The sequence below is a fragment of the Hymenobacter sp. CRA2 genome (assembly GCF_002007105.1).
Taxonomy (GTDB): Bacteria; Bacteroidota; Bacteroidia; order Cytophagales; family Hymenobacteraceae; genus Solirubrum.
The window spans coordinates 82,279-105,779 of sequence record NZ_MVBC01000008.1 but is presented as its reverse complement, the minus strand read 5'-3'; the positions used below and the strand labels follow the sequence as shown (position 1 = coordinate 105,779).

The following is a 23,501-nucleotide window of genomic DNA, read 5'->3' as shown; positions in this document are numbered from 1 at the left end:
CTGAGTTAGGGAGTTTGCGAGTGGTGCGCTGGTGCTCAGCCGCCACATTTGCTTCTGCGTACGCACCTTTGCCGGCCGGTGCTACCCAGGGCCGGCGGCTTCTTGTTGCTGCACCTATGAAAAGCCTCACGACCATCGTCCTGCTCTGCGTCTCCAACCTGTTCATGACCTTTGCCTGGTACGGGCACCTGTACTTCAAAAAGCTGCCGTGGTTTGCCAAAACCGGGCTGATTGGCGTGGTGCTGCTGAGCTGGGGGCTGGCCTTGTTTGAGTACGCCTTCCAAGTGCCGGCCAACCGGATCGGCTTCGCGGAAAACGGCGGACCGTTCAACCTGTTTCAGCTCAAAGTCATCCAGGAGGTTATTACGCTGACCGTGTTTACCCTCTGCGCCGTGTTCGTGTTCAAGTCCGACACGCTGCGCTGGAACCACCTGGTGGGCTTTGCGCTGCTGGTGGTGGCGGTGTACGTCATCTTCCGCAAGTGGTAGGCTGAAGAAAAATTAATGTGGAGTTCAGCCCGGCCTCAGGTGCGCGGCGGAAGTTTGGGCCGTCGACTGGGAACAAGCCCGGCCGCGTAACCGCTCCAACCGTATGTCTACTTCCCAGCGCCTGCTCATCGGTTTGCTGGCCGTCGGCCTGGCCCTGCCCGCCGTGGCGCAGAAGACCACCAAGACCAAGCAAAAAACCAAAACGGCCGCGTCGGCGGACCCGTCAGCCCCGTTCCGGAAAAGCGCTGGCAGGGTCGTTTACACCTTGTCCGACAGCAACTACTACAGCGGATCCCTGCTGCGCTACACCACCAACGAAGAGGGGCTTTACGACGGCTTTGTGGCCAGCAGCAACGGCAAAGAGCTGGCTGTGCACTTCCCGCCGCCCCGCGCCAAAGAACTGATGGCCGCCGCTAAAGCCGGCCAGTCTGTGCGGTTTGGCGCGCTCAAGCTGTCCTCGCTCACCGGTACCAAGCAGCTCGAGCTAGTGGTACTGAAACGCCCAGAAGGCGACATTGTGTTGGCGCCACCTGCGCCGCCGGCGCCGCCCGCGCCCCCATCTGCCCCGCCCGTGGCCCCGGGTGCGCCTGCCGCCCCCGGGGCTATGGCGCCCCCGCCCCCGGCCCCGCCTGCTCCCCCCGCTCCGCCACGGCCCGAACTGATGGAGATGCGCACGGTGGAAGGCCGCATCAGCGCCCTGCGCTTTGATGAGCAGAACCATCTGCGGGGCATCACCCTGGCCGACCATACTGTGTTGCTGTTTCCGCCCCACGTGGGCGAGCAGCTCCGCGACAAGCTGCAAGTGGGCACCACCGTACAGGCCACGGCCTTGAAACGGAGCCTGCGCGAGGGCGAAGCCGCGGCCGACAACGTGCCCCGGCTCCTGACCGAGTCCCTGACCATCAACGGCGTCAAATTCGTGACGCGCTAACTTTCAGCCGCAACGCGGGGCCATTTGCTCCGCGTTGCGTAGTTTTTGCCGATGCGCATCCTCATTGTCGAAGACGAAACCCGCCTGGCCAGCTTCCTGCAGAAGGGCCTCACGCAGGCCGGACACCTGGCCGACGTGGCCGCCTCGGGCCCGGCGGGCCTGGAGCTAGCCGCCACGGTAGCCTACGACGTAATCCTGCTCGACCTGATGCTGCCTGGCCAAAACGGCCTGGACGTGCTGCGCAACCTGCGCGAGTTTGGCTTGCCCACGCCGGTCATCATCCTGAGCGCCCTCACCGATACCCAACACGTAATCCGCGGCCTCGATGCGGGGGCGGTGGACTACCTGCGCAAGCCCTTCGAGTTCGACGAGCTGCTGGCCCGCCTGCGCATCGTGCAGCGCAAAACCGCCACGCCCGCCGAAGCCGCGCCCCTCGCCGTGGCCGACCTCGTGCTCGACCCGCTGCAGCGCATCGTGACGCGCGGTGGTCGGCGCGTGGAGCTGACCAACCGCGAATTTGCCCTGCTGGAGTTGCTGCTGCGCCACGCGGGCCGCGTCCTGCCCAAGACGCGCATCGCCGAGAAAGTCTGGGACGTGGATTTTGACCTGGGCTCCAACGTCATTGAGGTGCATATCTCGCAGCTGCGCAAAAAGCTCGACCGAGGCGCGACCGAGCCGTTGCTCGAAACAGTCATCGGGCAGGGCTACCGCCTGCGCAACCTGCCCGTCCAGGTCTAGCCCTACACGCGTTATGGCTTTGCTCTCGACCCTGAGTTTGCGCCGCCGCTTGCTGCTGGGCCTGGCTGGCGGGCTGATGCTGCTTACGCTGCTGGCCGGGGCGTACCAGTACTTCAGCCTGCGCCGCCTGCTGGCCCGCGCCGACCACGAGCGGCTGCGCGCCCGGGCTGAGCTGCTGCTCAGCCGCATCAGCCTGGACCCGCTGCCCACCCTGCCCCTGCCCGACCAAGCCAGCGAGCAAATGCGTGTGGTGCTTCGTTTTCCCGGTCGCGCGCCCTGGGAAGTGTTCCGCTCGCCCGGCTTCCCCACCGACAGCGCTGCTTCCCCGACGCACCCGCTGCAACTCGTGCACGTGCAGCGCCCGGCCGCCGTACCCGGCCCCGGCGCCAACGAGGCCCTGCCCACCGGGCAGCTGCTGCTGTGGCTGGCACGGCCGGCCGCGCCGCTGGCCGCCGAGCTGCGCCAGGTGCGCACGGTGCTGCTGCTGGGCTTGCTGGGCAGTGCTGGCTTGGCCGCTTTGCTGGCGGCCTGGCTTGGTGGGGCGGCCCTGCACCCGCTGCGCCGCATCAGCGCCCAGGCCCAACGGATCCGCGACGCGGCCAGCATCGAGCCGCTGCCCGTGCCCGCCACCGGCGACGAAGTGCAAACGCTGGCCGAAACCCTCAACGCCGTGCTCGGCCGCCTGCGCGAGCAAGCCGAAGTCCAGGCCAACTTTCTGGCCGCCGCCGCCCACGAGTTGCGCACGCCGCTGGCCACCCTGCAGCTCAGCCTGGACGTGACCGGCACCGACCCCACCGTGCCCGCCGTCACCCGCGAAGCGCTGGCGGGGCACGGGGCCGAGCTGCGCCGCCTCAGCCGCCTGGTGGAGGACTTTCTGCTGGTCAGCCGACTGCGCACGCCCGAGGCGCTGCCGCTGTACCGCGCCGCCGTGGAGCTGGACGAGCTGGTGCTGGCCATTGTGGACCGCGCCCTGCCCGCCTTCCGGGCCGCCGGGCGGCAGCTACACCTGCACATCGACGAACAGGCCGCGGATTACCGCCTCAGCACCGACGCCGATAAGCTCACCACCATTCTGCTGAACCTGCTTGACAACGCCCGCAAGCACGCCCGGCTGCACACATCGGTACAGGTGCAGGTAGCGCGCACCGCCGACTACGTAGGGGTGAGCGTGCACAACGAACTGCTGGCCCCACTTGGCGACAACCTGACCAGGTTGACGGCGCCCTACTTCCAGGCCGATGTGCTACAAGACGGCGCCGGGCTAGGGCTGTGGATCAGCAGCCGGCTGGCGCAGTTGCTCGGGGCCGAGCTGCACTTTACCGAAGCCGCCGGGCAGCTGCGGGTTGAGTTGCGCTTTCCCGTCGCTGTCCACGGTGCTTAAAGTGGCTTTGGAATGTGCTTCAGCGAAATGGTAACGCGGTGGAATCAGGCCTCAACCGGATCGGCTTCGCGGAAAACGGGGCTGTTCAACCTGTTTCCGCTCAAGGTCATTCAGGAGGTCATTACGCTGACGGTGTTTACCCTGTGCGCCGTGTTCGTGTTCAAGTCCGACACGCTGCGCTGGAACCACCTGGTGGGCTTTGCCTTGCTGATAGCGGCGGTGTATGTGATTTTCCGCAAGTGGTAGGCGGGCTGAATAGCACTTTGCCGTAGCTTCGTGGAATTATCCTTTTCACTCACGCGGCATGCGTCGTTCTTTACTTATTCTTTCAGCCCTGGCTTTTCCGGCCCTGAGCTTTGCCCAGAGCACCTTTTTTCAGCCCGGCTACATTGTGCGAACCGGTGCCCCCAACGATACAGTGCGCGGGTATCTTGACGCCTACCATGCGACGCGCCGCGTGGGCTTCGTGCGGTTTCGCCCTAGCTTGGATGCCCCCGCCGAAACCCTGCGGGCCCGGGATTTGGCGGCGGCTGGCACCGCTGATAGACGCCAGGCTTTTCGCACGCGTATGGTCAACGGCGACAGTCTGCGCATTCTGGAATTAATCACCGCTGGCCCGCTGAACCTGTATACCGGCTATTCGCCCCGTTCCGATGTCGATTTCATGATTGAGCAAACCGGAGGCGAGCTGCTGCCCTTGTCCCGCGCGCAGTATGAGCCGGTGCTCAAAGGCGTGTTGGCCGGCTGCCCATCGCTCACTACCGACAACAGCCAGCCGCGCTTGCACTACGCCCGCGTATCGCTAGGCCGACGTATCGACCGTTACAACCGCTGTCAGCCGGATGTTTCGGCGCGCTATTTCCCCGGCAGCAAGCAGCGCACCGAGCTAAGCATACGCGTGGGGAGCCAACGCAGCCAATTTTGGTCTGTGTACAAGAATCAAGATTTCGGTTTTAAGAAACCAGCGCCTGCTACTGATATAACGGGCGCCGTGCAACTGGCCGTACCCATTGGTGGCAGCCTCAAGGCGGTGGTGGAAGCGTCCTACAGCCGCGCCCGTTCTTTCACGCAGGTCCATGACATGCCCCGGGCAGCGACAAATTACTTCACGCGCAGCATTGATCTGCAAGCACAATTGCTGCAAGTACCCATTATGCTGCGCTGGCAGCTTGGGCGCGACGCCCAGCGCGTACGCCCTTACCTGGAAGGGGGCGGTGGTCTCAGCATGGTACTGAGCCACCGCGCTTGGTACAGCGAAATTCCGGACGTGCCCACGGACCGCCCTGACGCCTACGAATTGGGCATGTCCCCCGTGACGGGCTTTTCCCGCGGTGGCGCTGGCGTGGTCTGCCGTACCCCCATCGGCAACGTTGGGGTAGCATTTCATACCCAGCGTCTATCCACCTCCAGCCCAAACGAGAAGTCTTACTCGTATCGCCTGCGCCAGTCGGACCTCTCGCTGACGTATGCCTGGTAAGAATCGTGTCTGGCCGCGTTAACTTTTGGTCATTATACCCCGGGCCCATTGGCCAGTTTGCGGGCTTTGCTTACCTTCCCGGCTAACCATTCCATCTTCTCAAATTCCAAACCCTTATGGAGCAATCCTATTCCTCCCCCACCGGTGGCATGCCGCCCACCAATGCTCGGCCGAAAAACTGGCTGGTGGAGTCGATTCTGGTGACCCTATTCTGCTGCCTGCCCTTTGGCATCGTGGGCATCATCAACGCGGCCAGCGTCAATTCCCGCTACGACGCGGGCGACTACAACGGCGCCTTGCACGCTTCTGAGCAAGCCGGCAAGTGGACCAAGATTGGTTTGATCATTGGTCTGGCCTCGATTGTACTCAGCTTCATCCTTTCGATGCTGGGTGTATTCGGCAGCCTGATGGGCGCTTCGAACCTGTAAATGACCGCTACGGCATTACAACCCGCTGTGCGCCGCCGGCTCGGCTGGCGCGCAGCGGGTTTGGTATTGGCGGCCAGCGCACTGCTCTTCGTGTACTTCCGCTTCGACCCCAGCCGGTACTTCTTTCCGAAGTGCCCGCTGTACTGGCTGGCGGGCCTGCACTGCCCGGGCTGTGGTACCCAGCGCGCCCTGCACGCTCTGCTGAACGGGCGCTGGGCCGAGGCTGCCGGCCACAACCTACTGGCCGCTGCTTACACGCCCGTGGTGCTGTTTGGCGGCTTGGAGCGGCTGCGCGCCGAAGTAACCGGCCAGCCGCGCCGCGCGTCGTTTCTGTACCGGCCCTGGTTTGGCTGGCTGACCGCGGCCCTGGTTATCGTGTTTGCCGTGCTGCGCAACTTGCCCGGCCCACTCGGCCACTGGCTCGCGCCCTAACTTGCCCACCGCCCCGGCTGCATCAGCCGGGGCTTTTTTGTGGCCGTGTTTTCGAAAGCATTGGCAGATCTGTCACTCCGCACGTTTGCTAGCGGCTGCTCAAAGTCGCTTGCTCACACGTGGCACGCCTCTTCACCGACGGCTCAGGATGCTGGATAAAACGGGCGCGGCAACGCGGGCGCGGCACCGGATATCCGAAAACTGCTTGCCGGCCTGAGTCGCGCCAAAAGGCTGAATTCACCCCGCGGCAGACGCCCCGAGCGGCCCCGCGAATCTCGACCGGCCGGCCCTCACAACCCGGCTTACCCCCCTGCGTACCAAGCGCGTTGCCCTCTCCGCTTCTTCGCTTTCTATGCACCGTTTTCTCCGCCTGATTGCAGGCTTACTGATTCTCTGTTTTGTGTTACCCCGCCCGGCGGCGGCCCAGAAAGTGGGCCTCGTGCTCAGCGGCGGTGGCGCCAAAGGCCTGGCCCACGTGGGCGTGCTCAAGGTACTGGAAAAGAACCGCATCCCCATCGACTACATCGTGGGCACTAGTATGGGCGCCATCGTGGGCGGGCTGTACGCGGCGGGTTACTCACCCCGCGAAATCGAGGAAATTGTCATCAGCCCGCAGTTTCAGGACTGGGTAGCGGGCCGCCCGCTCGAGGGCAAGGTGTTCAACTACTACGACGCCGACCCCTCCCCCGCCGCCCTGCACCTGCGGCTGGCCCTCGACTCGACCCTGAAAGCGCGCGTGACGCCCAAGCTGGTGGACGACGTGACCCTGAACTACGTGCTGGCCACCATGCTGGCCCCGGCGGGCGCCATTTCGGGCTACGACTTCAACAAGCTCTTCGTGCCGTACCGGGCCGTGGCCTCCGAGGTGTTCACGCGTGAGAAAGTGGTGCAGCGCAGCGGCTCCCTGTCCGACGCAGTGCGCAACTCCATGGCCTTTCCGCTGGCCTTTCGCCCCATCCGCCAGCCCGATGGCCGCTACCTCTTCGACGGGGCCGTGGTCGACAACTTCCCCACCGGCGTGATGCGCGAGGAGTTTCAGCCCGACATCATCATCGGGGTGAACGTGGGCGACGTGGCCTACGGCAAGTACCCCACGGGCAAGGACGATGCGCTGCTCACCAGCACGCTCATCTTTCTGGGCTCGAACGCGGCCGACACCCTATCCGTGGGCAAGAACGGCATCTTCATTCAGCCCGACCTGCAGGGCGTCACGGCCGCGGACTTTGCCAAGGTGCGCAAGCTGGTGCACTCGGGCGAGCAGGCCGCCGAGGCCAAGCTGCCACTGGCGCTGCGCCGCATTGCGCGCCGCGAAGACACGCTAGCCCTGCAGCAGCGCCGCCGCGACTTCCAGAACCGTGCCCCCAAGCCGGATTTCAAGGAAATCCGGGTGCAAGGCGTGCCGCAGATGCAGCAGGGGTTCGTCACCCGGTTTTTCCGGCGCACCGGCTCCACCTACACCCCTTCCGACATTGAAGAAGGCTACTACCGCCTCGTCAACAACGACTTCTTCAACAACGTGTACCCGCGCATCCGCTACGACCGGCAGAAGGAAGGGTACGTGCTGAACGTGGATGCGCGCCAGAACTCCAACCTGACGACCGACCTGGGCGTGCTGCTGACCACGCGCTCCATGAGCAATTTTTACCTCGGTGGGGCCTACCGCTACCTCAACCGCTACCTCTACACCATCCAGGCCGACGCCACCATCGGGCGCTTCTACAACGGGGCCGAGGGCTCGTTTCGGGTGAGCATCCCCGGGCGTATTCCGCTGTACTTCGAGCCCACCATCGTCTTCAACAACTTCAACTACCAGGATACCGGCGGCCTGCTCGATAACGGCAAAGCCGCCCAGAACACCGCCCTGCAGCAGCGCGACCTGAAAACCTTCGTGCAGGTGGGCATCAGCCCGAACTACCGCAGCCGCTACATCTTGAGCTTCGGCGCGTTTACCAACCGCGACCGGTTTGCCAACGCCGACGAAATCAGCTCGGCTGCGACCCTCGACCAAAACCGTTTTCACGGCTTCACGGCGGCGGTACAGTTTCAGCGCAACTCGCTCAACCGCCGGCAATACGCTACCAAGGGCCGCCGCGCCGAGTTCAGCTTCCGGGGTGTGACGGGCGAGGAGAAATACAACCCCGGCTCCACGGCCGAGGGCCTGAGTGGCCGCAGCCGCAACCACCAGTGGGTGAAGGCCACACTCTTTACGGAGCAGTACTTCAGCCTGAACAAAGTCGATACCGTGGGCGCCCGCACCAATGCTTGGGGCTACATGACGGAGCTGGTAGCCAGCACGCAGGGCTTGTTTGCCACTTACCGTTCCACGCTCACCACCTCGCCGGCCTTTCTGCCCCTACCCGACTCGCGTACTATCTTCCTCGACAACTACCGCGGCACGGCCTACGCCGCCGCGGGCCTGCGCTACGTGCGCGCCATTGCCGGGTCGTTGGAGTGGCGCACCGAGGGCTACCTGCACGCCTTCGTGCGGCCCTGGGACCGGCGCCCGGATAACCCGCTGCTGGCCCAGCGCACCAACTTCCTGAGCCGGCCCTACCTCACCATCATGACGGGCTTCCAGTACCAGACGCCGGTTGGCCCGGCCGCCATTCAGTTCATCCACTACGACGAGCGTAACAACCAATTCGGCGTGTTTGCCCACATCGGCTACGTGCTGTTCCGCGACCGGTCGCTGGATTAACCGCTAACTCTTCCCGTTGAGGCGGCCGCCGCTTAGCTCTGATCCGAGCTGGGCGGCGGCCGTTCGCGTTGGTGAGTTTCGGCTTTCCGCCCACCAAATGCGGTAGCTCGCTGCCTGCCACCTGCCGCTGGCCACCATTGCCAAGCCGTCCGCCGGTAGCGCGCTTTACTTGCAAGCTGAAGGACCCAAAAGGGCTGGCCGCCCCGTTCAGCTGTTAGCTGCGTTTCCCATAGTGACAATATCCCAAGTATAATATGACTTTTACCTATAGCATTAAGAATAGATACACTATATTCGTCCGCGGTTTGCTGACCCCAGAGTTAGCGGCCCTTTTACGCTGCCTGCACGCTCCTCAGTGGTTCGTGCCCTCCTACTACCACACCATTGCACTTATAGCTTCTTTGCTCTGCGGTACCTACGGGTGCCCGCTGAGTTAGTATTGCCTTGTACCTGTGCTTACCGCTGCCAGCTGGTGGCTTTAGAAGTTCTTTCCCATCCTTTTTCCTTCTTCTCAACTCATTCTTTTATGGACGAAGCTTACATCGGCTCTATCGTACTGTTTGCCGGCACTTTTGCGCCCCGCGGCTGGGCGTTCTGCAACGGGCAGCAACTGTCCATCGCGCAGAACACGGCGCTGTTCTCCATTCTGGGCACCACTTACGGCGGCAACGGCCAGACCACTTTCGGCCTGCCCGACCTGCGCGGCCGCGTACCGGTGCACAGCGGCATGAGCCAGGGCCCCGGCCTGAGCCCCTACCAGCTGGGCCAAATGTCGGGCACGGAAAACGTAACGCTTACTACGGCGGAGCTGCCGGCCCACAACCACCAGCTGAACGTGAGCAAATCGGCGGGCTCGGTGAGCAACCCGGCGGGGGGCTTTCTGGCCATTACCAATGGCACCGACGTCAACGGCGAATCGGTGACGGTGAATGCCTACGCGCCGAACGGCGACGCCACCGCGGCGCCGGCCTCCATCGGCCTGGCGGGCGGCAATAAGCCGGTGAACCTAGTGCAGCCGGTGCTCGGGCTGAACTACATCATCTGCCTGCAAGGCCTTTTCCCCTCGCGCGACTAGTAGCCTCTTCTCGCTGGCCCCAGTGCTGTATCGTGGCTGCCCGTAGCAGCTCCGGCAGCGCTGGGGCTTTTGTGGCTAACGACTTCGCTTTCAGGGTAAATAAGCACTACTTTTGCACCCCAGCTCGGCAGTAGCTCGGACCGCACAAGTGCCGCTGGCCGCCCACGCCATTGGGAAACCAGTGCTTCACCTCTCTCAACAACCTTCTTTTCCCTTTCCATGAGATTAATCGCTACTCAGCAGGGCATCGTTTCCGCAGCCCAGGTTGCAGGCCAACCTACCGCCGACCCAGCTCGCCGCAGTTGGCTTAAGCGCCTCGGCGCCCTGCTTGGGGGCGGCCTGCTGGCCGGTCCGGCCATGGCCGCTACGTCCTCCCGACAGCCTTACGGCACCAACGCTTTAGAACCGTACGTTGGCGAAATCATGCTATTTGCGGGCAATTACGAAGTACAGAATTTCGCCTTCTGCAGCGGGCAGATTCTGTCCATCGCGCAGAACACGGCGCTGTTCTCCATTCTGGGCACCACCTATGGCGGCAACGGCCAGACCACCTTCGGTCTGCCCGACCTGCGCGGCCGCGTACCGATGCACTTTGGCCAGGGCCCGGGCCTGACAAATCATATACTGGGCGAGCGGGCCGGCAGCGAAAACACGACGCTGATACAGAGCAACATGCCCGCTCACTTGCACACCGTATTGGGCGGCGGCATCAGCTCCGCTACCGCTACCACCAACTCGCCCATAGGGGCAGTGCCAGCCGTACTGACGGGCACGGATGTGAACGGTGAAACTGTAGACGTGAAGGGCTACGCCCCCACCGCGACCGGCAACTACCCGGGCGGCAACACGGGCATAGCGGGCAGCAGCACCCCCTTTTCCACCATGCAGCCCTATCTGGCGCTGAACTACCAGATTTGCTTGTACGGCGTGTACCCGTCGCGCAACTAATACCACCTGCCTGGGAGTGAGGTCCCGGCAGGCTGCTCCGACGTTGGCGTGCCTGGCTTCGGCCAGGAGCCACCGGCTTTGCCCGGTCTTCACTAGTAGTATCCCCATGCATGGGCACGCCCCCTTCGGCTCGGCGACGAGCAGCGGGCGGGCCCTTTTTCGGCGTTCATCCGATAATCGTTCTATGAAAAAACCTTACCTCTCTAGCGGCCGGCTCCGAACAGCGGCGACGCTGCTACTATTCCTGTGGGGAGCCTTCGCGGCCCGCGCGCAGGTCAGCTACTCGGTGCAGCCGAGCCCGTTCCCGGTGTTGACTTTACCTAACCGGCAAGGGTTCTTGGATGTGGATAAAGACGGCGACCTGGACTTGCTGTACCAAGACGGCAACACTCCTGGGCAGGGCATTGCCCTTAAGCGGAATGACGGCTCGGGCAACTACACTACGTTTACGGCTGATAATACCGGCAAGTTCACCAGCGGCCCGCTCAACGGCATTACGTTCACGCAAATCGTCTTTGGCACCGTCAGCAACAACTACGCGCTGTTTGCTGTCGATTACGACAAGGACGGCGACACGGACATTGTACAGGCGGTGAATAACGCCGCCGGGTCGATATTCCGCAACAACGGCAACGGCACCTTCTCTACCATTGGCAGCCCCTTTGCCCAGTTATCCATCGCCTCACGCCGCGTCTTTATCGACGTAAACAATGACGGTGCTATTGATCAGCTATACCAGGATGGAACCGCCCCTGGCACCAATATCGGGGTGCAGATTAACAACGGCAGCGGCGGCTTTAGCACCACTACGGCTAACGGCAGCGGCACCTTCACCAGCGGCCCGCTCAACGGGGTTACGCTCACGGGCGTGGTGGCTAGCGGTGACCCTTCGGTCTTCGCGGTGGATTACGACAACGATGGCGACAGCGACCTGCTGACGGCTCCTAACAATGGTACTGGCACGCTATATCGTAACAATGGCGGCAGCTTTGCTCAGGTGACAAACCCGTTCCCGGCCCTGTCCTTTGCTTCCCGGCGCCGCTTCATCGATGTGGATGCCGATGGGGCAGTGGATATGCTGTATCAAAGCAGCAACGTAACCAATACGGGCATTGGCTTGTTGCTGAACAACGGGAGTGGCACCTTCACCAACATTGCCACCAACGCCAGCGGCACCTTCACCAGCGGCCCGCTCAACGGCATTGATTTCGATAATATTTCGCAATCCACCCCGGGCCTGTTTCCCGCCGACTACGACACCGACGCGGATATTGACCTGATCGAATTCACGGCCGGGACTGGTGGTACTGCTACAGGCCGCGTTATACGCCAGGAGGGCAATCCGCCGCTGCTGGTATCGAGCACGCCGGCCGATAACGCGACGGGCATCGCGCCGACCACCAACATCACGCTGGTATTCGATAAGAACGTCGTTAAAAGCGCGGGCAACTTCTACGTGGTGCGCACCTCCGACAACGTGACCATCGAAACCATTCCGGTGGGCGATGCGCGCGTGACGGGCAGCAACACCACCTGGACCATCAACCCCACCACGACGCTGGCGCTGGGCACGGCCTACGCCATTCGCATTGACGAAGGCGTGTTCCGTGATGCTAATAACCGGGCCTACGCGGGTATCCTGGATAACACCACGCTCAATTTCACGACCTACAACACGGCTACCGTTACCACGGCCGCTGCCGGCAGCATTACGGGCACCAGCGCCGTGCTGGGTGGCCAGGTAACGGCCGACGGCGGCGCCGGCGTAACCGAGCGCGGCGTGGTATTCAGCTCCACCAACACCACCCCCGCCATCGGCGGCAGCGGTGTGACGCAGGCGGCCAACGGCTCGGGCACGGGTACGTTCTCGGCCACCATTTCGAGTCTGGCTTCCGGCACCACGTACTACGTGCGCGCTTACGCCACCAACCCGGCCGGCACCAGCTACGGCAGCGTGCAAACCTTTACCACGCCCACGACTGTCGCGTCTATTGTGCGGGCCGGCACCGACCCAAGCAACGCCGCCAGCGTGAGCTTCACGGTGACGTTTGCCAGCTCCGTGACGGGCCTGACCACCAGCAACTTCGCCACGGCGCCCAGCGCGGGCATCACCGGCAGCAGCGTCAGCAGCGTGTCGGGCTCGGGCACTACCTACACGGTAACGGTGAATACCGGCTCGGGCAGCGGTACGCTCGGGCTGAACCTAGCCAACTCGACCAGCCTGACGCCCAGCGTAAGCAACGCGCCCTACACCAGCGGCCAACAGTACACCATCGACAAGACCCAGCCGACGGTGGCCATCAGCTCGTCGGCCGGCTTCTCGGGCAGCACCACGCTCACCTCGCCGATTCCATTCACGGTGACCTTCTCGGAGTCGGTGACGGGCTTCGTGGCTGGCGACCTGACAGTGGTCAACGGCACCATCTCGGGCTTCGCCGGCTCGGGCAGCACCTATACCTTCAACGTGACGCCCACCACGCCCGGCACCGTTACCACGGTAAATGTACCGGCTAACGTGGCCCAGGACGCGGCGACTAACTTCAATACCGCTGCCACCCAGTTCAGCATCACCTATCAGCAGCCCACTGCTACCGTCACGGCCGTAACCGGCCAGACGCCGACGCCCACGGCCACCGCCACGGTGAGCTACACCGTGACGTTCTCGACGGCAGTATCAGGCTTGACGACCAACAACTTCTCGGTCACCAGCACCACGGGCGCCACCGTGACCAGCGTATCGGGCTCGGGCACTGCCTACACCGTAGTGGTGAATACCGGCACCGGTGACGGGACGCTGCGCCTGAACGTGAACAACAGCACGGGCGTGACGCCGACCATTACCGGCCTGCCCTACACCAGCGGCACTACCTACACCATCACCAAGAGCTTTGCGGCCGCGCCCACCCTGCGCATTCAGGGCGCGGGCAGCGCCAGCGGCAACAGCGACGTGACGGCCTTCGTGGACGTGGTGCAGGTGCTGCAAGGCGGCTCGGCCGTGCCGAATGCCCTGCAGAACAGCAGCTTTGAAAGCAGCAACGTAGCTCCTAGCAGCTTCCTGTACCAGCAGCAGGGCGTGGTAGCCGCGCCCTGGAGCTTTGGCACCCAGGCCGGCGTGTCGCGCAGTGGTAGCGGCTTCGGCTCGACGGCGGCGGCGGGCGACGCGGTGGCTTTGCTGCAAAGCGCAGTCGGCAGCAACGGCAGCGTGTCGCAGAATCTGGCCGTGCCCACGGGCAGCTACCAGGTCAGCTTCCAGGCCATTCAGCGTGACTACACCTCGCGCGACCAGGTGCTGAACGTGTTCGTGAACGACGTTTTCGTAGGCAGCGTTCAGCCTACCAGCGCCTCGGCCTACCAGACCTTCACCTCGGCCACGTTCAGCGTGACGGCCCCGGCCCTGACGGCCACCGTCAGCACCACGGCCAGCAGCCCCACCAGCACCGCGCCGATTCCCTTCGCGGTGAGCTTCTCGCAGAGCGTGGGCACCTCGTTTACGGCTACGGACGTAACGGTATCGGGCGGTGCGGTAACGGGCGGCAGCTTCGCGGGTAGCGGCAGCGGGCCCTACACGTTCACCATCACGCCCAGCGGCACCGGCACCGTTTCGGTGAGCCTGGCTGCGGGCGTAGCTACCGACGCTAACAACACCGGCAACACTGCCAGCAACACGGTGAGCGTGCAGTACAACCAGCCGCAGACGGCGGCTCCGGTGGTATTAGTACCGGCCAACGGCGGCTACGTCAGCACCGCCACCCCGACTTATGCGGGCAACAACTCGCCGGTCGGCGCCACCATCCGCGTGTATGTGGACGGCGTACTGCTGTTCAACTCGACCACGGTCAATTCGGCCGGCAACTGGGCCCTCACTCAGCCCACGGCCCTGGCGCAGGGTTCGCACACGGTGTACGCCACGGCCCAGCTCAACGGCCAGACGGTGAGCGTCAACAGCAACACGAACAACTTCTTCGTCGACTCGGTGCGGCCCACGGTGGCCACCAGCTCCACGGCCACGAGCCCGACGAGCACCTCGCCCATTCCGGTGCGGGTAACGTTCTCGGAAAACGTGACCGGCTTCGTGACCGGTGACGTGACGGTGGGCAATGGCACGATTACCTCGGGCAGCTTCTCGGGCTCGGGCACTACCTACAACTTCACCGTGACGCCCACCGCTCCGGGCACCGTGACGGTGAGCGTGCCGGCCAACGTGGCCCAGGATCAGGCCGGCAACGGCAACACCGCCGCCACCCAGTTCTCCATCCAGTACAACCTACCCGTCACGGCGACGCCGGTGGTGCTTGTACCGGCCAACAACAGCACTACCGCCAACGACCAGCCGACCTACAGCGGCACGGCCCCGGCCAACGCGACGGTGACAGTGTATGTGGACTTTACCAGCCGCGGCAGCACCACGGCTACGGCCGGCGGCACCTGGAGCTTCACCCAGCCTTCGAGCCTGGCTACTGGCTCGCACACGGTGTATGTTACGGCTCAGCTGAACGGCTACGCCATCAGCGCCAACAGCAACGTCAACAACTTCATCGTACCGAACCCGGCCACCTACACCAGCAGCACGGCCGATCAGCCCAACACCGGCCGGGTGGCAGCAGGCAGTACCAACCAGGAAATCCTGCGCGTGGCCGTCGTCATCGGTGGCGGCAACGACTCCCCGCTGAGCGCCCAGTCGATTTCGTTCACCACCGGCGGCAGCACCTCGGCCGCGGATATTGCGGCGGCACGGGTGTACTACACCGGCACCAGCGGCACTTTTGCCACCGCCACGGCCTTTGGCAGTGCAGTAGCCAACCCGAACGGCTCCTTCACCATCACCGGCACGCAGCAGCTGACCACGGGCGCCAACTACTTCTGGCTGGCGTACGACGTGGATGCCAACGCCACGAGCCGCAACGTGCTCGATGCTACCGTGCCCAGCCTGACCATCAGCGGTACGACCTACACCCCCAGCGTAACGAGCCCGACCGGCAACCGCCAGATCATCAAAACTGACCGCGTGGCCGGGCAGGCGCTGCGCTTCGTGGGCGGAAGCACCGCCGGTTACGTAAACTTCAGCGCCGACGCGACCAATCCGGCACCGGTGCTGAACGGACAATACACGCAGATAGCCTGGATCAAACCCAACATCGGGACGGGTAGCACGACCTACTACGTGCTGGGCAACGGCACGGGCGACTCGGCAGCGCCCTACATTGCCGTAACCGGCAACCGGCGTATCGAGGCCGGCTTCGGCTCAAGCAACGGTTTGCAGAGCAAGCAGACTGGTCCGCAAACCATAGCAACCGGCGCCTGGAGCCAGGTAGCCGCCATCTACAACGGCAGCACCCTCAGCATCTACCTCAACGGGGAGCTTCAGACCTCGCTCAACACGACGAGCACGCCGGCCAGCACGGCCGTCAACTACGTGGGCAGCGCCGGCACCACCGGGGCCAACTACTTCCCCGGCGACATCGACGAGGTGAGCCAGTGGAACCGGGCCCTGAGCCTGACGGAGCTGCGCCAGCTGCGTCACCTCACCCTCAGCGGTGTGGAGACGGGCCTGGTTTCGTACCTGCAGTTCAACGAAAGCGGCACCACCACTACTGATGCCATCAGCGGCACGGTGGGCAGCCTCACCGGCGCCACGCGCGTAAGCAGCACCGCCCCGGTGGGCTACGGCGTGAGCCGCCTGCTCTCGGTGACGGGCACGGGCAACTACGTTTTCACGGGCACCAACGCGGCCATCAACTTCAGCAGCACCGGCGCTACTCCTTACGACGTAGTGGTGAGCCGCCTCGATGGCCAGCCGCTGGGCACCCAGGTCAGCGACCCCAGCCTGCAGAATGTGTTTACGCCGGCTTACTGGATTGTCGACCGGTACAGCAGCACCAACTTTGCCGCGACTATCACCTACACGCTCAGCCCGGTGGACATCAGCGTCGCCGACCAGAATGCCCCCGCCAACCTGAAGCTCTACAAGCGCGAGAGCAACAGCGACGGGGCCTTCGACGCGCCGATTTCCGCTACGGCTGCTAATGCCGCCGCGGGCACGGTGACCTTCCCGGTTACGTCGTTCAGCCAGACGGTTATCGGCAGCTACGGAACCTCGCCGCTGCCGGTGGAGCTGGTGGCCTTCACGGCCGAGCGCGTGGGCAAGGACGGCCTGCTGCGCTGGACCACGGCCCAGGAGAAGAACAACGACCGGTTTGAGGTGGAAAGCAGCGTGGATGGCCGCACGTTCCGCGCCATTGGCCGCGTAGCCGGCCACGGCACGAGCACCAACCGCCACGACTACCAGCTCACCGACGCCAACCTGGCCCGTTACGCCCGCTCGGTCATCTACTACCGCCTGCGCCAAGTGGACCAGGACGGCTCGGAGCACCTCTCGGATGTGGTGACGCTGGCCGTGCCGCAGGGCGCTGCCGTCAGCGCCACGGCTTACCCGAACCCGACCAGCGACCAGCTGTCGGTGCGCGTGGGCGGCGTGCAGGAAGGCAAAGTGGATTGCCAGCTGTTCGACGCGCAGGGCCGCAAGGTGCTGCAGTTTGGCCAGCGCCTCACGGTCGATTCCCAATCCGACCTGACCACGTCGGTGCGCCACCTGCCCATGGGCGTGTACATGCTGCGCATCACCCTGCCCGACCGCGTGGTGAACCAGTCGGTTATTATCAGCCGCTAATTCCCGCAGGGAATAGCCCAAAGAAAAAGCCCCGGCCGGTTGGTCGGGGCTTTTTCTTTGGGGGTACGCGGCCGCTACGCCTAGTAGCGCACCAGCGGCAGCGTAATGGCGGTAGCGCCGCCGCTTACTTTCACCACGTAGGTGCCGGGGCGCAGGTCCTGCAGCGGCAAGGCCTGGCGCTGGGCGCCGGCGGCGGTGTGTTGCTTCACCAGGCGCCCGGTCACGTCCAGAATACGCACCGAGTAGGTGCCGGCGGCCAGGCCGCTCAGGTCCAGGGTGGCTTCCTCCGCGGCGGGGTTGGGGTACAGCGCTACGGCCACATTCGCGGCCTCGAAGCGCACCACGCGGATGTCGCTGTAAGTGGCCGTGCCGTCGAAGTCAATCTGGCGCAGGCGGTAGTAGGCCGTGGAGCCGCTGCGGCCGGCCCCGGCGTCGCGGAAGCTGTACTCGGTAGTGCTGCTGACGGTGCCGTGCCCGGCCACGGTGCCCACACGCTCAAAGGCGGCGCCGTTGCGGGAACGTTCTACCTCGAAGCGGTCATTGTTCTTTTCCTGGGCCGTGCGCCAGTTCAGCTGCGCGTCGGCGCCCTGGGCTTTGGCCTCGAAGCGGACCAGCACCACGGGCAGCGGTGCCGTACCACCACCGATGGCGGTGGTCACGGAAGCCGAGTTGTTGGCGTCGACGGGGTCAGGCACGGCCGTGGAGGCGGCGCGGGCCAGGCCGGCAACGGGCCCGGTAGCGGGAGCGGTGAACGTGGCCGAGTTGGTAACGGCCGTGGCGCCGCTGGCCAGGCTGCCAATCGGCGAGAAGGTTACCCAGCCGGTGCCCGGGTCATAGGTGCCGCCGGGAGCCGATACGCTGGCCTGGGCCAGGCCAGTGGGCAGCTGCAGCTTGGGCACCACGTTGGTAGCCGGGAGGCCGCCGGCGTTGGAGGTACGCATGGAGTAGGTAATGGGCGTGCCGGCCGTGGCCGAGGTCGGGCCGCTGACGGCGGCGGCAATGTCGGCGCCCTGCACCGTTACCCGCATGTTGGCCGGGCTGGAGGTGTAGTCAGCCCCCAGAATCGACTGGATGGTGTACGGGGCCGTGACGGTGCCGGCGAACGTACCGGAGGGCGTAAACGTGACCACGCCCTGCGCGTTGACGGCAAACGTGCCCTTGCCCGCCAGCGTCAGCGAGGTTTGCTGGCCGGCGGTGTTGGGGTCCAGGTCCACCGACGTGGGGTCGATGCTGCTGCCCGGGGCCACGTCGTTGTCGAGCACGCGGATAGTAGCGGCCGTGTTGTAGGGCGTAGTGGCCACGTCCACGTTGGCGAAGGGCACCTGCACGATGTTCAGGTTGCGGATTTCGTGCACGTTGGTGCTGCCGCCGGTGGAGCCGGCAAAACCCAGGCGCAGGTTTTGGGGCGGCGTGGCCACCTGGAAGTTCTGAATGGCCGTGTGCACCTCCGAGCCGTGCTGAATGCGCACCGTGATGCGGTAGGTAGTCACGCCACCCGAGGTGGTGGGCACCACGTCGATGAAGGCGCGGCGGTAATCGGCCGAGCCGGTCTGGGCCCGGGCCGTGGGTACGTCCAGCTCGAAGCCCAGCTCGCCCGGGTCGGTACCGGTCAGGTAAGGGTAGTCGGTGGCAGCCGAGCCGTTGCCGGCCCCGCGGATGGCCACGCCGTTGGGTACGCGGCCGTCGGCGTCGGCGTTGGGGCTGCTGCCCGAGCGGCCTTCGTTGCCGTTGGAGTAGTTGCCGAACTCGTCGATGCCGATGCCGATGTAGCCGCGCGTGACGCCCGGCGACACGGGGTCGATGGTTTTTTGGGCGTAGCCCAGCGAGCCGCCCGAGGCCCCGATGCGGAAGCCGCCGGTGGGCTGGTTGGCGTCGACGAGGAACACGCTGAAGCCGTCGGCGCCGTCGGGGGTGGTTTTGCCGTAGGAGAAGAACTCAAACGAGATGGTGAAACCCGCCCCGGCCGGGAAGCCTACGTTGTCGATGACGTAGCCGGCCTGGTTGGTGGCCGCGTCGGTGAGGCGCAGGTAGCCCTGACCCACGGCGTCGTTGCCGGTGCCGCCGATGCCGGTCAGGCGGGCCGTGCCGCCGAAGGTGAAGTTACCGGCGGAGCTGCCCTTAAAGGTTTCGTTGCGCGGAAAAGCGGATGTCTGAGCCACAGCGGTGCCGCTCAGACATCCGAGTAGCAGCAAGGTACTGCCACACTTAAGCAGGCCGGCCAAAGCCGGAAGAGTACAAGTTGTTTTCATAGCAAGCGTAGAAGAAGTGGCGCGAGAAGGCAAATCAAATTTGCACTGAAAGGTAGGGGCACACGAATTTTATTCGCAATACCGGCCCTGAAATTTTCTTACCTAAAGTCAATTCCAAGGCAATATTCTTGACCTTTTGACGTATTTTATTTTTAAAGTTATATTATGCCAGTATGTTCAAATTGTTGCTCACAACCTACTTCAACCAACCATCATTTTGCACTAAAGCAACCAGACTGCCACCAACCCGCATAAATACCTTATGAATAAAGTCAAAATAGCCACCAACTATAATCGGGTGCTTTTCAGGGCTTTTATGGCCCGGTCTAAAAATCTCCTGGCCTGCCGCGCAACGATTGGCCGGCTTCTGCATCCGTTAAAACGCTCTTACTTTGCCTTATGCATTTTTCCTTTCGCCCCGCTCTGCTAACCGCCCTGTGCGCAGTGGCCGCCCCGGCCTTGGCTGCCTCCGAACTTAGCTACACCGTCACCATCGACCCAGCCAAGTCGACGGATGAGTTTCAGGTCGCCCTGCAGCTGCCCAAGAAGCTCAAGAAAGACCAGGCCATCTACCAGTTTGCCTCCACCGCGCCTGGCACCTACCAGGTGATGGACATGGGCCGCTTCGTGCGCAACTTCCAGGCCTTCGACGCCAAGGGCAAGCCCCTGGAGGCCAAGCAGATTTCCACCAACCAGTGGCAGCTCGCGCAGCCCGACAAGACGCGCGAAATCCGCTACACCATCGCCGAAACCTGGGACACCCCGGTGAAGGAGCACCGCATCTACCGCATGTGCGGCTCCTCGCTCGAAGCCGACCACGCGCTGATCAACGGGCAGACCATTCTGGGCTACCCGCAGGGCATGCAGAACGAGCCGCTGCGGCTTAAAATCAACTATCCCAGCGGCTGGAAGGCCGGCTCGGCCCTCACGCCCGACGCCCAGGGCTACTACCACGCCAAGGACTACGACCAGGCCGTGGACTCGCCCATTCTGCTGGGCCGCCTGACGGAAGCCACCACCAAGCTCGGCGACGCCGAGGTGGCCTTGTACTGCTACTCCAAAACCGACGTCATCAAGGCCGAGCCGCTGCTGGCCGACATGCAGAAGATGCTGAACGCCGCCCAGGCCTTCCTGGTGCAGCTGCCGGTGAAGCGCTACGCCTTCCTCTACCACTTCGAAGACCAGAGCCAGGGCGCCTGGGAGCACTCCTACAGCTCGGAGTACGCCCTGCGCGAGCAGCCGCTCACGCCTGAGTACGCGCAGACCATTACCGACATGGCCGCGCACGAGTTTTTTCACATTGTGACGCCGCTGAACATCCACTCGGAAATCATCGAGCACTTCAACTTCGTGCAGCCCACCGGCTCGCAGCACCTGTGGCTGTACGAGGGCACCACGGAGTGGGCCGCCCACATGATGCAGCTGCGCGGCGGACTGGTGCCACTGGACCAGTACCTGAACACCCTGCACGAGAAAGTATCTTTCGACCACCTGCGCGCCGACACCACGTACTCGCTCAAGCGCCTCGGCCTGAACTCGTTCTCGGACGAGGGCCAGCGACAGTACGGCAACATCTACCAGCGCGGCGCCATGACGGCGGCCCTGCTCGATCTGCGCCTGCTGGAGCTGTCGGGCGGCAAGCGCGGCCTGCGCGACGTGCTGCTGGAGCTAGCCAAGAAGTACGGCCCGAGCAAGCCCATCAGCGAGAAGGACTTCTTCGACGATTTCACGAAGATGACCTACCCCGAAATCCGCGACTTCTTTACCCGCTACGTGGAAAACGCCGAGCCGCTGCCGCTGCAGGAGTACTACAGCAAAGTGGGCATCCGCTACGACGCGGCCCTGCGCACCGGCCGCAAGCTGGCCTCGCTGGGCACCAACGGCTACGGCATGTCGCAGAGCGGCGGCATTGCCTTTACGGAGGTAAGCCCCACGCTGCAGAGCTGCGGCGTAGCCAAGGGTGACCAATTGGTAGCCTACGAAGGCATGGCCCTGAAGCAGGAAAACATCCGCCAGGTCTTTGCTGCCATGCAGTCCGCCAAGCCCGGCGCCGAAGTGGAGCTGACCATCAGCCGCGACGGCGCGGAGAAGAAAGTGCGCTGCCGCACCCTGGAGCGCGACGAAATCAAGCGCTACAACTTCACCACGGACGCCAACGCCACGCCGCAGCAGCTGGCCCTGCGCCAGGCCTGGCTGAAAAATATGTAGGCCGCAGCCCGCGCGGTTTGAAAAGGCTCAGGCCAGACAATCTACTGTCATCCTGAGCGCAGCGAAGGACCTTCTCACGCTGGATAGTAATCTATCTGGCGTAGAGAAGGTCCTTCGCTTTTAAAGTCTGTTGGCATTTTCGATTCCGGGTCCTGCTCCATCTGGCGTCCGCTTGTCAAAGCAGGACCACTGCTGCGTTGCGCCTCACCCCCCGGCCCCTCTCCGCAAAGGAGAGGGGGTGCCTGACGACGCGGTAGAGAGGGTTCGGCAGGCAGACGACAGATAGTGTATGACGTGCCAGTAGCAGTTTTGGCAGAATCAGACGCTGCCGAAAACAGCATTTACGGCGACTTGTCAGCGGCTTAGCTGTCTTTGCTGGGGGCTGAGCCGCGGAAGGCGTCCAGCTTGCCGGCCGCGGCGGTGCTGATTTTTACCGGTTTGTTTTCCTTGGCCGACTGGTAGATGGCCTCCATGATGCGGTGGTCCTGTAGGCCTTCTTCGCCGGGGGTGTAGGGCGTTTTGTTTTCGCGCACGCACTCGGCCATGTGGTCCAGCTCCAGGGCAAACTGGTTTTTCTCCGTGATGCTGGGCTTTTCCTTCACCTCGTGGCGCTCCGGCTCGGGCGCGTGGGCGCGCTCCAGCTGTAGGCCGTGGTAGGAGAAGCCGGGGTCCATGCCAAACCAGCCCCGCTCGGCGTACACGCGGTAACGCTTGGCGTTGAAGGCCCCGTAGCTGGTGGCGCAGTTGGCCACTGCCCCGCTGGGGAAGCGCAGCTGGAAGTGCACGTTTTCTTCCACCTCCTTGAAGCGCGGGTCGTTCGGGGTGGTGTGGATCTGGGCGTAGACTTCCGTGGGTTCTTCGCCCAGGATGTAGCGGGCCGTGTTCAGGCAGTACAGGCCGATATCGGGCAGGGCGCCGCCGCCGGCCAGGGCTTTCTTGTGCCGCCACTGGTTCGGGTCGCCCTGGTTCTGGCAGTTGATGGCGTCGATGACCTTGACCTTGCCGTAGGTCTGGTTGCGGGCCATGTCCTTCACCATGCGGTTCATGGGCTCGTACTGAATGCGGTAGGCAATCATGAGCTTTTTGCCTGCCTTCTGGCAGGCCTCAATCATGCGCTGCGCCTCCTTGCTGGAGTTGGCCATGGGCTTTTCGCAGAGGATGTGCTTGCCGGCCTTGGCCCCGCGAATGGTGTACTCCTCGTGCATGGAGTTGGGCAGCACGATGTAGATGATTTCGACGTCGCGGTTGTCCTTGAGCTTGTCGTAGTTCTGGTAGCTGTAGCAGTTTTCGGGCTTCACGCCGTACTGCCGGGCCACCTTCTGCATCTTGTCGGCGTCGCCGCTCACCAGCGCCACCAGCCGGGCCTTCTTGGCATCGGCGAAGGCCGGCAGGATTTCTTCCAACGTAAGGTGCCCTAGCCCTACCACGGCGTAGCCCACGCGCTGCTCCGGCGGCTGCGGATTGGGCAGCGCACCTTTCTTGGGCTCGGTGTTGGCGAATATTTCGGGCAGCTTCACGTCGGTGGGGCCCTGCTGCGGCCAGGCGTCGGCGCCGGGCGCGGCCTGGGCTTCGTCGGCAGCGTAGGCGGCTAGCCCGCCGGTGACGCCCACGGCCAGCAGCCCGCGGCCGGCCTGGTTGATAAACTGACGCCGGGAAGCGTCGCACAGGGTTACATCTTCGTCGGCAGGATGTAGCGGCATAATCGTCGGATGAAGGTGGTTTGGTTGCAGGGTAGCCGTTGTGGCACGGCGGGCATCGGGCAGGCCAACCCGCTGATGCCC

At 63.9% G+C, this 23,501-nt stretch carries 15 protein-coding genes; 13 read left to right on the top strand and 2 right to left on the bottom strand.

Annotated features, from left to right (window positions below; genetic code table 11):
* Window positions 1–116: 116 nt before the first annotated feature.
* The 12 genes from B0919_RS13845 to B0919_RS13785 all read left to right on the top strand — a co-directional run bounded on the left by B0919_RS13845 (window position 117) and on the right by B0919_RS13785 (window position 17,263).
* On the top strand, window positions 117–488 hold the full coding sequence (locus B0919_RS13845) for a DMT family protein (protein WP_078012871.1): 372 nt from the start codon (window positions 117–119) through the stop codon (window positions 486–488).
* A 103-nt stretch (window positions 489–591) separates the two neighbouring features.
* Window positions 592–1,419, top strand: a complete 828-nt coding sequence (locus tag B0919_RS25275) for a hypothetical protein (protein WP_176133044.1) — start codon at window positions 592–594, stop codon at window positions 1,417–1,419.
* Window positions 1,420–1,470: 51 nt separating this feature from the next.
* A complete protein-coding gene (locus B0919_RS13830; protein WP_078012869.1) occupies window positions 1,471–2,157 on the top strand; it encodes a response regulator transcription factor in 687 nt (228 codons plus the stop codon).
* Window positions 2,158–2,170: 13 nt separating this feature from the next.
* Window positions 2,171–3,538 carry a sensor histidine kinase gene (locus tag B0919_RS13825; protein ID WP_139362122.1) on the top strand — a complete coding sequence of 456 codons (1,368 nt, stop codon included), beginning with the start codon at window positions 2,171–2,173 and terminating at the stop codon, window positions 3,536–3,538.
* A gap of 27 nt (window positions 3,539–3,565) precedes the next feature.
* The gene (locus B0919_RS13820) at window positions 3,566–3,784 is read left to right on the top strand and encodes a DMT family protein (protein ID WP_254846577.1); all 219 of its coding nucleotides are present in this window, start codon (window positions 3,566–3,568) and stop codon (window positions 3,782–3,784) included.
* Window positions 3,785–3,842: 58 nt separating this feature from the next.
* On the top strand, window positions 3,843–5,015 hold the full coding sequence (locus tag B0919_RS13815) for a hypothetical protein (RefSeq protein ID WP_078012866.1): 1,173 nt from the start codon (window positions 3,843–3,845) through the stop codon (window positions 5,013–5,015).
* A 116-nt stretch (window positions 5,016–5,131) separates the two neighbouring features.
* On the top strand, window positions 5,132–5,443 hold the full coding sequence (locus B0919_RS13810) for a CD225/dispanin family protein (RefSeq protein WP_217701033.1): 312 nt from the start codon (window positions 5,132–5,134) through the stop codon (window positions 5,441–5,443).
* Between the two features lie 27 nt (window positions 5,444–5,470).
* Window positions 5,471–5,875 carry a DUF2752 domain-containing protein gene (locus B0919_RS13805; protein WP_176133043.1) on the top strand — a complete coding sequence of 135 codons (405 nt, stop codon included), beginning with the start codon at window positions 5,471–5,473 and terminating at the stop codon, window positions 5,873–5,875.
* A 352-nt stretch (window positions 5,876–6,227) separates the two neighbouring features.
* The gene (locus tag B0919_RS13800; RefSeq protein ID WP_078012864.1) at window positions 6,228–8,573 is read left to right on the top strand and encodes a patatin-like phospholipase family protein; all 2,346 of its coding nucleotides are present in this window, start codon (window positions 6,228–6,230) and stop codon (window positions 8,571–8,573) included.
* Window positions 8,574–9,099: 526 nt separating this feature from the next.
* Window positions 9,100–9,648, top strand: a complete 549-nt coding sequence (locus B0919_RS13795) for a phage tail protein (protein WP_078012863.1) — start codon at window positions 9,100–9,102, stop codon at window positions 9,646–9,648.
* A gap of 219 nt (window positions 9,649–9,867) precedes the next feature.
* Window positions 9,868–10,596 (top strand): phage tail protein, encoded by a 729-nt coding sequence (locus tag B0919_RS13790; RefSeq protein WP_254846576.1) that lies wholly within the window; start codon window positions 9,868–9,870, stop codon window positions 10,594–10,596.
* Window positions 10,597–10,780: 184 nt separating this feature from the next.
* The gene (locus B0919_RS13785; RefSeq protein WP_176133042.1) at window positions 10,781–17,263 is read left to right on the top strand and encodes an Ig-like domain-containing protein; all 6,483 of its coding nucleotides are present in this window, start codon (window positions 10,781–10,783) and stop codon (window positions 17,261–17,263) included.
* Window positions 17,264–17,343: 80 nt separating this feature from the next.
* Here the strand turns inward: B0919_RS13785 and B0919_RS13780 are convergent, their stop codons facing one another.
* A complete protein-coding gene (locus tag B0919_RS13780) occupies window positions 17,344–19,422 on the bottom strand; it encodes a T9SS type A sorting domain-containing protein (protein WP_176133041.1) in 2,079 nt (692 codons plus the stop codon).
* Window positions 19,423–19,911: 489 nt separating this feature from the next.
* Between B0919_RS13780 and B0919_RS13775 the strand changes: the two genes are divergently transcribed.
* Window positions 19,912–21,720 carry a peptidase gene (locus B0919_RS13775; protein ID WP_078012859.1) on the top strand — a complete coding sequence of 603 codons (1,809 nt, stop codon included), beginning with the start codon at window positions 19,912–19,914 and terminating at the stop codon, window positions 21,718–21,720.
* 362 nt (window positions 21,721–22,082) lie between these two features.
* Here the strand turns inward: B0919_RS13775 and B0919_RS13770 are convergent, their stop codons facing one another.
* Window positions 22,083–23,420: a Gfo/Idh/MocA family protein gene (locus tag B0919_RS13770; protein ID WP_078012858.1), complete on the bottom strand. Its 1,338-nt coding sequence runs from the start codon at window positions 23,418–23,420 to the stop codon at window positions 22,083–22,085.
* Window positions 23,421–23,501: the final 81 nt, after the last annotated feature.

Excerpts from the sequence above, each read along its gene's own strand:
- B0919_RS13800 (WP_078012864.1), top strand. The coding sequence starts at position 6,228 with ATGCACCGTTTTCTCCGCCTGATTGCAGGCTTACTGATTCTCTGTTTT.
- B0919_RS13845 (WP_078012871.1), top strand. The coding sequence starts at position 117 with ATGAAAAGCCTCACGACCATCGTCCTGCTCTGCGTCTCCAACCTGTTC.
- B0919_RS13785 (WP_176133042.1), top strand. The coding sequence starts at position 10,781 with ATGAAAAAACCTTACCTCTCTAGCGGCCGGCTCCGAACAGCGGCGACG.
- B0919_RS13775 (WP_078012859.1), top strand. The coding sequence starts at position 19,912 with ATGCATTTTTCCTTTCGCCCCGCTCTGCTAACCGCCCTGTGCGCAGTG.
- B0919_RS25275 (WP_176133044.1), top strand. The coding sequence starts at position 592 with ATGTCTACTTCCCAGCGCCTGCTCATCGGTTTGCTGGCCGTCGGCCTG.
- B0919_RS13815 (WP_078012866.1), top strand. The coding sequence starts at position 3,843 with ATGCGTCGTTCTTTACTTATTCTTTCAGCCCTGGCTTTTCCGGCCCTG.
- B0919_RS13830 (WP_078012869.1), top strand. The coding sequence starts at position 1,471 with ATGCGCATCCTCATTGTCGAAGACGAAACCCGCCTGGCCAGCTTCCTG.
- B0919_RS13790 (WP_254846576.1), top strand. The coding sequence starts at position 9,868 with ATGAGATTAATCGCTACTCAGCAGGGCATCGTTTCCGCAGCCCAGGTT.
- B0919_RS13825 (WP_139362122.1), top strand. The coding sequence starts at position 2,171 with ATGGCTTTGCTCTCGACCCTGAGTTTGCGCCGCCGCTTGCTGCTGGGC.
- B0919_RS13795 (WP_078012863.1), top strand. The coding sequence starts at position 9,100 with ATGGACGAAGCTTACATCGGCTCTATCGTACTGTTTGCCGGCACTTTT.
- B0919_RS13820 (WP_254846577.1), top strand. The coding sequence starts at position 3,566 with ATGGTAACGCGGTGGAATCAGGCCTCAACCGGATCGGCTTCGCGGAAA.
- B0919_RS13810 (WP_217701033.1), top strand. The coding sequence starts at position 5,132 with ATGGAGCAATCCTATTCCTCCCCCACCGGTGGCATGCCGCCCACCAAT.
- B0919_RS13770 (WP_078012858.1), bottom strand. The coding sequence starts at position 23,420 with ATGCCGCTACATCCTGCCGACGAAGATGTAACCCTGTGCGACGCTTCC.